The organism is Streptomyces sp. NPDC091292, from assembly GCF_044757265.1.
Taxonomy (GTDB): Bacteria; Actinomycetota; Actinomycetes; order Streptomycetales; family Streptomycetaceae; genus Streptomyces.
The window spans coordinates 386143-400253 of sequence record NZ_JBIVUQ010000004.1 but is presented as its reverse complement, the minus strand read 5'-3'; the positions used below and the strand labels follow the sequence as shown (position 1 = coordinate 400253).

Annotated in this window: 11 protein-coding genes and 1 pseudogene; 6 read left to right on the top strand and 6 right to left on the bottom strand. The window is 69.5% G+C overall.

Features of this window, described 5'->3' with window-relative positions; translation table 11 throughout:
- The first annotated feature begins 74 nt into the window (after nucleotides 1–74).
- Complete coding sequence (gene cutA, locus ACIQNU_RS16020) at nucleotides 75–398, top strand: divalent-cation tolerance protein CutA (protein ID WP_401366426.1); 324 nt, start codon at nucleotides 75–77, stop codon at nucleotides 396–398.
- 24 nt (nucleotides 399–422) lie between these two features.
- Here the strand turns inward: cutA and ACIQNU_RS16015 are convergent.
- The 3 genes and pseudogenes from ACIQNU_RS16015 to ACIQNU_RS16005 all read right to left on the bottom strand — a co-directional run.
- A pseudogene (locus ACIQNU_RS16015) lies at nucleotides 423–644 on the bottom strand (HAD family hydrolase); the annotation flags it as partial.
- Nucleotides 645–878: 234 nt separating this feature from the next.
- Nucleotides 879–1367 carry a hypothetical protein gene (locus ACIQNU_RS16010; protein ID WP_401366256.1) on the bottom strand — a complete coding sequence of 163 codons (489 nt, stop codon included), beginning with the start codon at nucleotides 1365–1367 and terminating at the stop codon, nucleotides 879–881.
- A 103-nt stretch (nucleotides 1368–1470) separates the two neighbouring features.
- Nucleotides 1471–2718, bottom strand: coding sequence for a helix-turn-helix domain-containing protein (locus ACIQNU_RS16005; protein ID WP_401366254.1), 1248 nt, complete (start codon nucleotides 2716–2718; stop codon nucleotides 1471–1473).
- 129 nt (nucleotides 2719–2847) lie between these two features.
- Between ACIQNU_RS16005 and ACIQNU_RS16000 the strand changes: the two genes are divergently transcribed.
- The 4 genes from ACIQNU_RS16000 to ACIQNU_RS15985 all read left to right on the top strand — a co-directional run bounded on the left by ACIQNU_RS16000 (nucleotide 2848) and on the right by ACIQNU_RS15985 (nucleotide 6838).
- Entirely contained in the window at nucleotides 2848–4092 is a 1245-nt protein-coding gene (locus ACIQNU_RS16000; protein WP_401366252.1) for a multiprotein-bridging factor 1 family protein, read from the top strand.
- Between the two features lie 488 nt (nucleotides 4093–4580).
- A complete protein-coding gene (locus tag ACIQNU_RS15995; RefSeq protein ID WP_401366250.1) occupies nucleotides 4581–5786 on the top strand; it encodes a helix-turn-helix domain-containing protein in 1206 nt (401 codons plus the stop codon).
- A 258-nt stretch (nucleotides 5787–6044) separates the two neighbouring features.
- On the top strand, nucleotides 6045–6350 hold the full coding sequence (locus tag ACIQNU_RS15990; RefSeq protein WP_401366248.1) for a hypothetical protein: 306 nt from the start codon (nucleotides 6045–6047) through the stop codon (nucleotides 6348–6350).
- A complete protein-coding gene (locus ACIQNU_RS15985; RefSeq protein WP_401366246.1) occupies nucleotides 6347–6838 on the top strand; it encodes a hypothetical protein in 492 nt (163 codons plus the stop codon). The genes ACIQNU_RS15990 and ACIQNU_RS15985 overlap by 4 nt, the downstream gene beginning before the upstream one ends.
- Nucleotides 6839–6853: 15 nt before the next feature.
- Here ACIQNU_RS15985 and ACIQNU_RS15980 read toward each other — a convergent pair whose 3' ends face one another.
- The 3 genes from ACIQNU_RS15980 to ACIQNU_RS15970 all read right to left on the bottom strand — a co-directional run bounded on the left by ACIQNU_RS15980 (nucleotide 6854) and on the right by ACIQNU_RS15970 (nucleotide 10971).
- The gene (locus ACIQNU_RS15980) at nucleotides 6854–8407 is read right to left on the bottom strand and encodes a substrate-binding domain-containing protein (RefSeq protein ID WP_401366245.1); all 1554 of its coding nucleotides are present in this window, start codon (nucleotides 8405–8407) and stop codon (nucleotides 6854–6856) included.
- A gap of 73 nt (nucleotides 8408–8480) precedes the next feature.
- Nucleotides 8481–10376, bottom strand: coding sequence for a serine/threonine-protein kinase (locus ACIQNU_RS15975; RefSeq protein ID WP_401366244.1), 1896 nt, complete (start codon nucleotides 10374–10376; stop codon nucleotides 8481–8483).
- 67 nt (nucleotides 10377–10443) lie between these two features.
- Complete coding sequence (locus ACIQNU_RS15970; RefSeq protein WP_401366242.1) at nucleotides 10444–10971, bottom strand: MarR family transcriptional regulator; 528 nt, start codon at nucleotides 10969–10971, stop codon at nucleotides 10444–10446.
- Between the two features lie 198 nt (nucleotides 10972–11169).
- Between ACIQNU_RS15970 and ACIQNU_RS15965 the strand changes: the two genes are divergently transcribed.
- Nucleotides 11170–14052, top strand: a complete 2883-nt coding sequence (locus ACIQNU_RS15965) for a right-handed parallel beta-helix repeat-containing protein (RefSeq protein WP_401366240.1) — start codon at nucleotides 11170–11172, stop codon at nucleotides 14050–14052.
- Nucleotides 14053–14111: the final 59 nt, after the last annotated feature.

Here is a 14111-nt window from a genome sequence, read left to right as displayed (position 1 = left end):
TCGTGGACCCGTCAAGCTCGGGCAAGGGGACAAACGCTGGTGGGTAGGGTCATCGGCAGCCGAGAAGGGGAACCATCGTGCCGGACATCGTGATCGCGCAGACCACCATCGACGACGAGGCCCAGGCGGAAGAACTCGCCCGGGGCGCCGTGGAGCGACGGCTCGCGGCGTGCGCTCACATCGACGCGCCTCTCACCGCCGTCTACCGCTGGAAGAACGACCTTGTCCAGGACAAGGAGTGGCGGATCTCGTACAAGACGACCCGCGAGAGGCTGCCCGCGCTGGCTGAGTGGGTGGGCGAGGCGCACGCGTACGAGGTGCCCGAGTGGATCGTGATCGCGGTGGACGGCGGTTCGGAGGCGTATCTGTCGTGGGTGGCGGAGGAGAGTACGCCGTAGGGGCAACGGCAGTGTCAGACAGGGTTACGTGGGTCCGGCGCCTTCGCCAAGGGCGGCGCGGAGCCAGTCGAGGGAGCCTGTCGCCAGTACGGCGTCGGCGAGGGACTGTCCGCTCGGGGTGACGATCCGACGGCGGCTGTTGTCGATCCAGCGCTGGGCGTTGGTGTGGCCCTGGTCCCGGTACTCGATGCCCTGGATCATGCACTCCAGCTTGTCGGCGTCCCGAGCGCAGACGGCTTCCGGGGAACCGCGCAACCGACGTCAGTTCGTCCGCCACAGTGTCGTTGCCCCTCTCACGTCGGCCACAGCGTATGCGCGGTACGGGGGTCAGGTGCGCACGTGATGAGGGCGTGCCGATGTCCTGGTCCCCGCCGGACCCTTCTCCGGCGAATGGCCAGATCTCCGGTGGGTGTGGTCAATCTGGCCAAACGGTCAGACAGGGTAGGCGGGTGGGGGGCCTGTGGGTGGCGGTGTCGCGTGTCAGGTCGTGAGGCGGGCCGTGCCGATCGGCCAGATCCGGTCGACCGGGACCCCTGCCGCCCGCGCTTCGAGCACCGTGTCCGCCGTGCCGCCGCCTTTGCCGGAGGGAGGCTCTCCGTTCCATACCGCGATCAGACGGTCGGCGCGTTCGAGGAGTACGGAGTTGGCGGCCTCGTACGCCTGCCGGTTGGCGCTCTCGTGCGGGAGGACGAGGATCTCGCCGGCCGCCGCGACGAGGCGGTCGAATGTCTCGGCGTGGTCGGGGCGGACCTTCCGTTCCCGGTAGTCCCGCGAGGGAATCACCACGACGAGACGCCCGCCCGCCTCCAACACGGCCTCGGCGAACAGGGAGTCCGCGCCCTTGGCGATGCAGGACACCCCGACCAGCCCGTCCCCGTAGCCCGCCAGCGCCTCCGCGAGCGCGGCCCGCACCAGCGGCACACTGGCCTCGGTCAGATCCATGTGCCCCGTGACAGCGATAGTCGTCATGCCGCTCCTCTACTCCGCCAGCACTTCGCGGACCCGTGCCCGCACGTCGGAGACCGTACGGGAGGAGGACCGGCCCACGGTTCTGGCCAAACGGCAGACAGGGTCAGGTGTCGTACTCGCGTAGTGCGGTGATCAACTGCCGTCCTTCGGACGCCTTTTGGCGTAGGAGGGTGGCTGCTGTGGTGTGGAGTTCGTTCCAGGAGTGGGGGCGTCCGACGGCGGCGGCGTCGGGGACACAGGCCAGGGCGACCGTGAGTGCCTGGGCGGCCTCGCCCGCTCCCGCGAGGGCATGGGCCAGGCACGCGCTGTACCACGCATGGTCGCGCCGGTACTCGTCCGGCAGCGCGGCCAGTCCGACGGTGAGGTGGTCCACGGCCGCCCGCCAGTCGCGTAAGTGCATGGAGGCCATGCCGCGTTGCATGGTGAACCAGTTCTCGTCGTAGAAGTACATCCACACCGGTTCGTCCTCCGGGCGCGCGGCTGCCCGGCCGATGAGGTTCTGGGCGTCGTCCAGGAGCCGGTCGGCGTCATCGGCCGCGCCGTTGAGCGCGTGCCCGCGCGCGGCCATTTGAGCGGCCATCCCCTGCACCCCCGGAGAAGTGCCCGGGGCGGACCACCGAGCAGCTTCCGCGAGCCGTACGCACCGGGCGCCCAGCCCGCCGGACCACGCCAGGTGCGCCTTCATGCTGAGCGTCGTCGCGGCCATGTCGACGTCCCCGGCCTCCAGCGCCCACTCATGAGAACGGTCGTACCACGCCAGTGCGGCGGCCGTCTGATCCTGGTCCTGCGCCATCCACGCGAGGAACTGCGCGTGCTCGGCGGCCAGCCGGACCACGCGGTCGGCCAGTGGCCCGCGCGCACCCGCGTACAGGACCATGACGGTCCGCAACTGTTCGCGCATGACCTGGACGAGCGGGCGTGAACCGATCGTGTCCTCGGCGCGGCGGTGCTCGGCGAGCAGCCGATCGAGCCAGTCGAGTGTGGGGGCGTCCACGCGGTGTTCGGCGGCGACGGCGCTCGTCACGCGCGCGAGCAGGTCCGCGTCCGGTCCCGTCCCGCCCAGGTCGAAGGCGGGCACCGGGGAGGCCACAGGCCTTGCGGTGGCGAGGAGACGCGGCGGAACGTCCAGTCCGCTGAGGATCCGCTGCCGTACCTCCGAGGACGTCACGAGGCGACGGCCGCGCTCGATGTCCGACACATCGGACTGGTTGAGCCCGACCCGCTCGCCCAGCCGGGTCTGACTCAGGCCCGCGAGCTTGCGGTAGGCGCGGAACACGGCACCCCAGTCCTCGCCGGCCACGGCTGCGGCGAGCGCCGGATGGGACCACAGGTCCGGTCGGGTATCACCCATGACTTCAATATGCCGCCGTCCACGGTGGCTCGCCACGCCCTCATCTGCCGCTGGGGCAGGGGTTGTTCGCCGCTGCCTCGGAAGTGCTGGAGGGTACCGTTCTGGTGTCGAGCCAGAACGGAGCCCCTTATGCCGGACGGTACGGACACCCACATCGGCAGGCGCGTACGGATTGCCCGCACCGCTGCCGGGCTGACACAGGTCGAGTTGGCCGGTCTCCTGGGCCGCTCCCTCCACTGGGTGGAGGACGTGGAGGCCGGACGTCTTCCGCTGGACCGCTACTCCCTGATCACGGCCATCGCGGACCTCACCGATGTCGACGTGGTGTGGCTCCTCGGTCAGCCGTACCGGCTCCGGCGTGACGGCGGTTCCGCCGCCCACACACATGTACCGGCGTTGCGTACCGGACTCCGCCGGGCCGGGCTCATCCTCTCCGGACACCCGGGACTCGCCCCGCAGGGCACGCCCGTCGGCTACGGAGATCTGACCGCCAGAGCGGCGAAGGCCAACGAAGCACGGCAGGCCGCGAACCTGCCGAAGGTCGCCACCACGTTGCCGGTGCTGATCGAGGACCTCAACACAGCGCTGCTGACGCACGAAGGTCCGGCCCGCGAAACCGTCCTCCGGCTCCTGGTGGACGCGTCCCGTACGGCCCGCATGTGTCTCAACCAGTTCGGCTACCCGGATCTCGCGTGGGTGGCCGCCGAAGTCGCCGCAGGGGCCGCGTCGGCCCTGGACGACCCGATCGTGAAGGCGGCGGTCGCGTGGGACCGATGCGGGGCACTGCTGCACCAGGCATCGCTCCCGGAAGCGACGGCGGTGGCCGACGCGGCCTTGCGTGACCTCGAACCGCTGGCCGCCTCCGGCACACCCCGGCCCGAAGTGCTCTCCCTGCGGGGGGCCCTGCACCTGCGGGCCGCAATCGCTGCCGCTCGCGGATACCGTGCCGATGACGCCTGGGCGCGCATCAGTGCTGCCCTGGAGGACGCGGACCGACTCGGTCCCGGGTGGAACGATCTGAAGCAGCAGACGGTGTTCGGACGCGGCACGGTCGCCGTGCACGCGGCCGAGGTGGGCGTCGAAGTGCAGCAGCCGGACACCGGCCTGGAGAAGGTGCCCGACGCGGACATCGCTTCGGTACCGAGCAAGGAGCGCCGCACCCACTACCAGATCGACCGCGCGCGTGCCTTCGAGAAGATGGGCCGCCTGCCCGCCTCCGTGACCACACTGAAGGCAGCGGCAGCGGCAGCCCCGTACTACGTGTACGCGGACCCGATGGCCCGCGCCTTGGTCAGCAACTTGGCCCAGAAGGGCGTTCCTTCGCAGGCGTCTGCGCTGTCCTCGCTGGTCGCAAGCATGGAACTCGCGTGCTAGAAGCACCTTCTGACGCTTCCTCGCAAGACCCGCAGGACTCCTGGGGGTTTACTCGTGCGGGCTGGCGGAGGAGAGTGCGCCGTAGGTCAGGAGCCGTCGCGGGTCTGCCGGGGACGCAGAGGCTCGCTCCGGAGACGCCACCCGCCCCCTGCCGGCCCCTTCCTCAGGCAATGGCCAGATACCCGGTGGATATGGGTGATCTGGCCAAGTGGGAAAACAGGGTTAGGTGGGGGCTGGGCGCTGTTGTGTCTAACGCAGCTTGCCTCGCCCGCCGTTGGGAGTGGCAGCGGCGCGACGCCCGTGGGCTGCCCGATTGCTGAGCCGGGGCCGGCGGGGTTCGCCCTCCAGTCCGACGGCCCGCCGCGCCAGCTCGCCGAGCTTTGACGGTGTGCTGTTCGTGCTCGGTCACGCCGGTTCCACCGCAGGCGCCGCAGGGCGAGGGCCGCAAAGCGTACTGTTCTGAGTGCCCAGGTCAGAACGGAGTCAGTATGCCCCAGCACACCGACGACCACATCGGCGCACGGATTGCCGACTACCGGAAGCTGCGCCAACTCACGCAGACAGGCCTGGCGCAGCGCGCTTTCGTTTCCCGAGGAACGATCGCCAAGGTAGAGGCTGGGCTTACCCCTGCAACACCTACCATCGTTGCTGCGGTGGCGCGGGTGCTTGAGATCGATGTGGCAATCCTCAACGGTCAGCCATACGTCTCGGAAATGCGACAGGACAGACTCGATCGCATGATCTTGCCACTGTCCGACGCGCTTGACCTGTACGACCTTGGGCCCGATTTGGACATCAAACCAAGGCCCGTCGCCCAGATTGCAGCCGACGTCGACGAACTGTGCGCCAGCGCCTGTGCGACGGAGTACAAGGGCGTGGGATCCAAACTTCCCGGTCTCATAGGTGAGCTGACAACTGCCGTAGCCCTCCTTCCCATGGGGAGCGACCGGAGCATGGCTGCGTCATCTCTGAGTTGGGCTTACTGGGTTGCTTACGAGTTTGCCTACCGACTGGGGTATCACCAACTGGCAACGATCGCGCTGGAGCGAATGGGTTGGATGGCGGAGCAGGCGCAAGATCCCTTGTTGCTCGCTCTCCGTCTGGGCAAGCGAAGCAGCATGCTGCTTCGGCGCGGGAACAACCAGATGGCACTGAAGGTGTTGGAGCGTGGCCACCGGCTGATCGATCAGTATGACGACACGGGATCGGTTCCGGCGTTGGCGGTTTCTGGAAGCCTGTACTTGGCCGGTGCCATCGCGGAAGCGCAAGCGCAGAACAGTGATGCGGTGAGTGGTCAACTTGACCTGGCTCGCAAAGCGGCAAAACAGATCGGTCGGGATGTGCCTCGCGTCTACTGGGCATCATTCGGCATGACTAACGTGGCTCACTTCGATGTCGCCACGGCAGTTGAATTAGGAAACCTCGGTGAGGCGATGAAATCGGCCCGCAAGCTTCACTTCCCTGCCGACCATCCCAAAATGCGCATCGGCCGATATCACATCGAAATGGCTCGGGCCTACGCGCAGATGGGGAAGCCTGAATCAGCCGAAGTAGCTCTCCACCGCGCAAGGGAAATTGCTCCACAGCAGGCCAGGTATCATCCGCTGATGCGGGAGACCATCGCTGTCTTGGTGCGTCGGCAACGGCGAGCGCCGCAAGGTCTGGCCTCGCTTGCGGCGTGGGTTGGCATGTAGACGCCTGTCAAGGGCCGCGGTGTTCCTGATCCGGGAACACTGCGGCCCTTTCGCGTCGGCACTCTGAGTCTGTACGAAAGACCCCGGCGACCGCGCGAACGGCCCCGGGGCATGGCCGACCACCAAGGAGTCGACGTGCCGCACGGTACAACCGCACCGGACCCAACCGATACGGATTCCCCAGAGGATGCCCCGCCTCTGCTGACCGACCGCCTGATCGCGTGGGTGCGGGATCAACCCCCTTGTGAGCGGTTCGCCTTGGCCGCGCTCATTGAAGAGGACGAGTTACTGGCGCGGGAGTGGGTGCGGGGGCTGCTGGTCACCGAGCGGGATGACGGTGCGGTGTCGTGCGACTGGCTGGCGTTCGAGGCCCGGTACACCCGGGCGCCGGGGCTCACGTCATCCGACAAGGCGTTCCTCGCCCTCATCGTCGCGGTCCGATTTCCCCGCAACATCACCTTCTGGAACCTGGAGTCACTGGGCGACCGCCGCCTCGCCATCGTGCTGCGCGCCCTCGCCAAGCTGGCCGGGTCCACCACCATCGCCGTAGGGACACGGGTATGACCGACCAGGACCTCACCGATCTCCAGTTCTTCGAGATCCCCCACATGCGTCAGCTCACCGACACACAGATCACCGGTGCCGCCTGTGTATGGTGCGCCGAACCCCTCCCACCCTCCACCCGCATCAACCTCCACGCCGGCATCGGCTGGGCCCCCCACTCCTGCCCCACCTGCTACCCCATCCGCACCGCCGTCGTCACCACCTACCGCGACCTCCACACCCACTGGACCACCTGCGAGCCCTGCGAAACCGCCGCCCTCACCGGAGACCCGCTCTGCGCCACCGCCACCCCACAACAAACCGCACTCCTACACGCCCGCACCGCCGCCCACAAACCCCCACCCACCTGCCTCTCCTGCCACACCCCCCTCACCGAACACGAACAAAACACCGGCACCTTCGTCCCCCTCGTATGGATGGGCTACAGCTCCCCCCACCGAGGCTTCCTCCACACCGGCCCCTGCATGTGGAGCGGTGGCACGCTCTGACGTTTCAGCCCACGCTCACCCCGTCTCCTCCTCCGCCCCGCAAATACCGAACCCCTCCGTCGTCTGGCACGGCAGATGTCCCAGGTCGCGGATGATGTCCTGGCCCGTCCCCCGGCTCATGAACGCGATGAAACTGGCCGCCAGGGATTCCGCCGGTGGGCGGCGGAAGGTGTACGCGTATTCGATCTCGCGGTACGGGTAGCCGTTCTTGTCGCCCGCGCGCAGGGCGTCCAGCGACGGCGCCTTGCCGTCGAGGCTCAGGGTGTGGAGGCCCTTCACGCCGTCCGCCGCGCGCAGTTCGCTGTAGCCGATGGCGCCGGGGAGCCGGGCGACCATGGCCAGCACCTGGTCCGTGCCTTCGAGTTCGCAGCGGATCAGGGAAGGGCCCGCGTTGTCCCGGTTGACGCAGTCCAGTGACGTGTTCGCCGGCTCGCCCTCCCCCAGCACCCGGCGCTGGAAGACCTGCCGCGTACCGGAGTTCGCGTCCCGGCTGACCAGGCGTATCGCGAGATTCGGGCCGCCCAGCTCGCTCCAGTTGGTGATCTCGCCCCGGTAGATCCGGCGCACCTGGTCGCGGGTGAGGTTCGTGGGTTTCGTCACCTCGTCGTTGACCACGAGGGTGAAGACCGAGACGGCGACCTGGGTGTACGCGAGTTCCGTGTAGTCCTCCGGCGCGGGCCCGTCCGACAGCGTCACCACCGCCGGTGAACTCCCCTTCGCCGCCGCCCGCCCCTTGTCGACCAGCCCCCGTATCCCCGCCGTACTGCCGTGCGTGTCCACGGTCACCGTCGACCCCGCGCACTCGTCCTCGTACTGGCCGGCGAGCCGCAGCAGCGCCGGCCGGAACGCCGTCGAACCCGTGATCGTCAGGGAGCCCCGGGCGCAGCCCATCGGCGGCGGCCGGTCCTCGCGTACGACGATGATCGAGGCGAGTACGACGACGCACGCCGTCAGCAGCACGGTGATCACGCGCGCGGCGCGGCTGAACACCGGCGGTTTGTCGTCCGGTGTCGTGGAACGGTTCGGCTTGACCTGGCCGTCCTTGATGCCGCCCTCGATCCGGATCGGGCGGCCGACGCCGCCGCCGGACAGCAGCATCAGCAGCTTGAAGTGCTCGCCCCGGTTGAGCGGCACCCGGGGCACGCACAGCTCGGACCCCTCGTACCGCAGCCCCGCCGTCTCGGTGAAGTGACCCATCAGATGCCCGTACGCGCGCGGCACGCTCACGACCAGGCCCTTGATGGTGCGGTCGGTCAACACGACCTCCAGGCCGTGCAGTTCACGGCGCCGGTAGTCGTCCTCGTCGATGGACTGCGAGCCGTCGTTCTCTATGCGCAGCAGGACGAGGGTCGCGTCCTCCATGCCGGGCACGTCGGCGAACCAGCCCCGGCGTACGTTCGCCCGGCCGTCGTGCGCCTCGCGGCCGACCGGCGTGTCCAGCTGTACGCGGTATCCGATGCGCTTGCGGTTCGGCACCCTCAGCTCGTACCAGAGGACCGCGACCGAGGTCAGCACACCGAGCACGGCCGTTCCGACGGCAACCACGTTCTCGGGGCTCAGCCACTCCACCGCTCCACGGTAAAAGCGCCGGAGCCGCCCGGGAACAAGTGTTCTGATTGGCCGTCAGGAGTTTGCCTTTGGTTCAACTCTTGCTGTACGTCAGCGCGTCCCCGTTGTCGTTGTTCACGCGCCGCAGCCTCCCGTCCGAGAGGATCGTCACCGTCGTCGCGGCGCCCGGCGTACAGGACGACATCGGCTCCCCGACGGTGACCCGCGACGGCCCTATCTCCAGCGGCCCGTCACCCGAGGGCTCGGACGCCAACTCGGCCTGGAACACGCAGCGATACGTACCGCCGCCGTCCATCGGACCCTCCGCGGTGAGGGACATCACCGTGTCGCCGACCTCGCCCTGCTGGATGACGAGCTTGCGGGTGCTGTGCCCGGACGCGTTGTCGATGGTCCCGGACCAGGTGCCGAGGTACTTGTCGGGCACGGTCCCGTCGTCCTTCGCCGGGGCGGAGGACTGCGGCGGCGCCGACGAGGTCGGAGGGTCCTCGGTGGACGGGCCCGGGGTGCTGGGCGCGCCGGAGGTGGCCGTCGGCTTCGGGTCGTCCTTGGCCCGCGTGTCGCCGTCGTCCTTCATCAGCGCGTACACGGCCCCGCCGGCGCCCAGCGCGACGACGAGCGCGACGGCGGCGAGCACGGCGGTCGACCGGCTGCCGCGCCGGGGCGGCTCCGGGACGGGCGGGGGGCCGTACGGGGGTGTGATGCCGTAGACGGGCGCGGCGGCGGAACCGTACGGCGACGGTCCGTAGGGAGGGGTGGACCCCGGGGCGCCGGGGGGCTGCTGCTGCGGGTACCCGTATGCGTAGGGCGTCGGCGTGCCTTGCGGGTAGCCGTAGGGGGATGCCGGCGGCGTGGGGGGCGGGGTGGCGCCGAGCTGGGTCGGGAGGTGGTCGAAGGAGGGCGGCGGGGGAGTACCCGGGGGCGCGGGGGCCGCGTTGTCGGTACGGGGGTCGGGGGCGGCTTCAGCGGCGGCTTCCCCTTGCGGGGCGACCCCGCCTTCCGCGCCCCCCTCCTCCGTACGGGAATCCGCCCCCGCCTCCCCTTCTCCCGCCCCCGGATCCTCCGCGTCCAGCAACTGCACCGCATGCCGCCCGAGTTGGGCCACCAGCGCCCCCGGCAGCCACGGATCGAGCGCGCGGCCGTCCGACACGGTGTCCTCGGCCCCCGTACGGGCGAGGATGTCGTCCAGGGACGGCCGGGACGCCGGGTCCTTGTGCAGGCAGTCCCGTACGAGGTCGGCCAGGCCCTCCGGCAGCGCGGACAGGTCCGGTTCCTCCTGCGCGATACGGAACATCAGCGCGTGCACCCCGCTGTTGGCGGTGCCGAACGGCAGCGCCCCGGTCGCCGCGTACGCGAGGACCGACCCGAGGCAGAACACGTCGCACGCCGGGGTGATCCGGTCACCGCGCACCTGCTCGGGCGCCATGAACCCCGGCGATCCGACCAGCGCGCCGGTCCGGGTCAGGCCGCCGTCCGTCACCGTCTCCAGCGCCCGTGCGATCCCGAAGTCGATGACGCGCGGGCCGTCGATGGTGATCAGGACGTTGGACGGCTTGAGGTCGCGGTGGATGAGTTCGGCCGCGTGGATGTCCTTGAGCGCGTGGGCGAGTCCGGCGGCGAGTATCCGTACCGACCGCTCGGGCAGCGCCCCGTGGTCGTGCCCGACGACCGTCTGGAGCGAGGGGCCCGCGACATATCCGGTGGCCACCCAGGGGATCGGCGCGTCGGTGTCCGCGTCGAGCACCGGCGCGGTCCACTGCCCGCCGACCCGCAGCGCGGCCCGTACCTCCTGCCGGAACCTCCCCCGGAACTCCTCCTGTTCGGCGAGTTCCTGCCGTACCAGCTTCACCGCGACCGTGCGTCCCCGGTCCGACCGCGCCAGATACACCTGCCCCATACCGCCCGCGCCGAGCCGCGCCAGCAGTCTGTAGGCACCGATCCGCTGCGGATCCCCCGCCCCCAGCTGTTCCATGCACCGAGGATAGTGCGGGCCCCGCGCCGGGGGACCGGGCCCGCCATCTACGGTTCCGTAACGGCGGCTACCTCCCCGTCACCTCGTCCATGGCCGCCGACAGCCGCTCCAGGACCCGTACCGTCTCGGCGAACGCCTCGTCCCCGAGGTGGCCCGCGAGCCGGTCCGCGAGGTCCGCGTGACCGGGGTCGATCTCGGCGACGGCCGCGCGGCCCTGTGCCGTGGGCCGCAGCAGCTTGGCGCGGCGGTGCGCGGGGTTGGGCACGTACTCGGCGAGGCCGCGCTCGGCCAGGAGGTCGGCGACGCGCTGCACGCTCTGCCGGGTGATGCCCATCGCGCGGGCGATCCCGGCGACCGGCAGCGGCTCCCGCAACACGGCCCCGCAGATCGCGGCGACGGGCGTCCCGGCATCAAGAAAGCGCCGGGCAAGCCGCGCGAACGGCGCCAACTCGCTCCCGCTGTCCCAGAGATCGGCGCCGCCGAGGATGAGCAGGGAGGAATCCTGGGGCCGCAAGTCGTCCAGCGCGAGATCCGGCTGAACCCGCAGCCCGCCGATGGTGGCCACGGCTTCCCGGCTGCCCCCGACGGTCCGCACATCGAACCCCCCACGCGCGAGATACGCGGTCGCATACCCGGCGATTGGCGGCCGTGGATCCGACAGTCGAGCCGCCGAACTCCGCACATTTCATTGACAGTCATCCGATGAATCCATAGCTTCCTAGCGCGCAACTCTGCTTAACTCCACACCCTCTGTTCGAAGTCCACGTATACATCGGATTACTTCAGGAGCGCCGTGAACGGGACGTCAGAGCCGCACCACAGACCGCCCACCGTCCACCGTCCACCGACGGCTCGGGCCGTCACCGCGATGACCGTCTGCGCGCTCGGCGCGGGCCTTGTCCTCGCCCCTTCCTCCCCTCTCGCCCCGTCGGCTTCCGCCGCCCCGGCCGCGCCCCGCGGTGTCACCCTCCACGTCGATCCGTCGGGCAGCGACCGCGGCCCGGGGACCGCGAGGCACCCCTTCCGCACGCTGGAACGCGCCCAACAGGCCGCCCGCAAGGCCACGAAGACGGCCTCGAAGAGGCACCACCGGAGGCCGGTGCCGGTCCAGGTCGTCGTACACGGAGGCACGTACCACCTGTCGCGCCCCCTCACCTTCACCGCCGCCGACTCCGGCACCGCCGCCGCACCCGTCCGCTACACCGCCGCCCCCGGTGAGCGGCCCGTGCTCAGCGGTGGCCGGTCGCTCACGCCACGGTGGAAGCCGTACAAGGACGGCATCCAGGTCGCCGACGTCGGGACCCGGCTCGACTTCGACGGGCTCTTTCTCGACGGAGCCCGCCAGACACTCGCCCGCTACCCGAACCTCGACCCGAAGACCGCCATCCTCGGCGGTTACGCGGCGGACGCCCTGTCCCCGCAGCGGGTGGCCCGCTGGAAGAACCCGACGACCGCCCTCGTACGGGGACTGCATCACGGCATGTGGGGCGGCAACTCCTTCAAGGTGACCGGCGTGGACGCCGCCGGGAACCCCACGCTGACGTGGGTCGGCGACAACAATCGGGGCAGCGGCCTGCACTCCACGTACCGCATGGTCGAGAACGTCTTCGAGGAGCTCGACGCGCCCGGCGAGTGGTTCTACGACAAGCCCGCGGGCAAGCTCTACTTCCTCCCGCCCCAGGGCACCGACCTCGCCAGGGCCCGGGTGGAGACGGCCGAACAGGACGAACTGATCCGCGTCGAGGGCGGGAGCGCGCGCTCACCCGTGCGCCATCTCGCCTTCGACGGCCTCACCTACACCCGGACCCACCGGACCCTCTTCGACCAGCCGTACGAGAAGCTGCAACTCGGCGACTGGGCCATTGCCCGCGCCGGCGCCGTCCACCTCAAGAACACCGAGCACGTGACGCTCAGCGGCTCCACCTTCGACCAACTCGGCGGCAACGGCGTCTTCATCGACGGCTACAACAGCCGGACGACCGTCTCCGGCAACGAGTTCAGCCACTCCGGCGCCACCGACATCGCGGTCATCGGCAGCAGCGACGCCGTACGCGAACCCTCCACCTGGGACGCGATGCGCACCAGCATCACGGACACCACACCGGGGCCGAGGTCGCAGAACTACCCGCGCGACATCACCGTCCGCGACAACTACCTCCACGACAACGGCCAGTTCGAGAAGCAGACCTCGGGCGTCCAGATCTCCATGAGCCGCCGCGTCACCGTCGACGGCAACACGATCCACGACGGTCCCCGGGCCTGCGTCGACATCAACGACGGCACCTGGGGCGGCCACGTCATCGAGAACAACGACATCTTCAACTGCGTGAAGGAGACGTCCGACCACGGGCCGATCAACGCCTGGGGCCGGGACCGCTTCTGGCCGCTGGCGGCGGACGACACCACGAAGAAGGCGTACGCCAAGCTCGACGCGGTGGACACCACCGTCATCCGGCACAACCGCATCCGGCACTCCGAGCACTGGGACATCGACCTGGACGACGGCTCGTCGAACTACCTGGTCGAGAACAACCTGCTGCTCAACGGCGGCGTCAAGCTCCGCGAGGGCTTCCACAGGACCGTCCGCAACAACATCTTCGTCAACGGCGGCGGGCACTTCCACGTCTGGTACGCCGACAACGGTGACGTGGTCGAGAAGAACCTCTTCATCACCGGCGACCCCTACGACCTGATCCAGGTCGACATGGCCAGGAGCAAGCCCCGTATCGACGACAACCTGTTCTGGAACAACGGCAAGGCCGTCGCCGACGTGGACGCAGCCTGGCGGGCCAAGGGCCTGGACACCCGCTCGGTGATCGCCGACCCGAGGTTCACCGGGACCAGCCCGTTCACCGACTGGGGGAAGCTGGACTACACGGTCGCGCCGGACTCGCCCGCTCTCGCACTGGGCTTCAGGAACATTCCGATGACCGGGTTCGGCAAGGCGGGCGCACCGACCCCGCCGCCGCTGGAGTGGCGCACCCCGGTGACCGAGGACACCGCCGACTCCCTCGCCGAACCACTCCTTGGCGCGCGGGTCACCCGCATTTACTCGGACGAGATCAAGTCCTCCACCGGGCTCACCGACACCGACGGTCTGTATCTGAAGGGCGTTCCCGACGGCTCCGACGCCTATCGGCAGGGGCTGCGCGGCAACGACGTCATCAGGGAGATCGACGGCCGCCCGGTCACGGACCGCAACAGCTTCTGGACCGTCTGGAACACGACGGCGCCCGGCGCCACGGTGACGCTGAAGCTCTGGCGCAACCAGGCGGCGACCCAGCTCACGCTTCGCCGCCCGGCCGACGGCGAACAGCTCAACAACACCTCGGGGGTCGTGTACGGCGGGTCCGGCTGGGACTGGAAGAACGCGTCCCGGGGCGGCGGGGGCGGCCATCTGGACGACATCCACGCCACCCAGACCAAGGGCGACTCCTTCGAGCTGGCCTTCAACGGCACCGCGATCGACGTGATCACCCAGGTCAACAGCGACGAGGGCGAGGTCGACCTCTACCTCGACGGCGAGTACGTCACCACGATCGACAACCACAACGACACCCGCGTCCACCAGAAGACCGTGTTCAGCAAGGCGGGCCTCGCCTCGGGGGTGCACACACTCAAGGGAGTCATGAAGACCGGCTCGTACTTCATCGTGGACAGCTTCCGGACGCGGTGACCGAGGCGCGGTGACCACGGCGCGCCGACCCGGCCCGTCGGGCGCGTACGGACATGCCC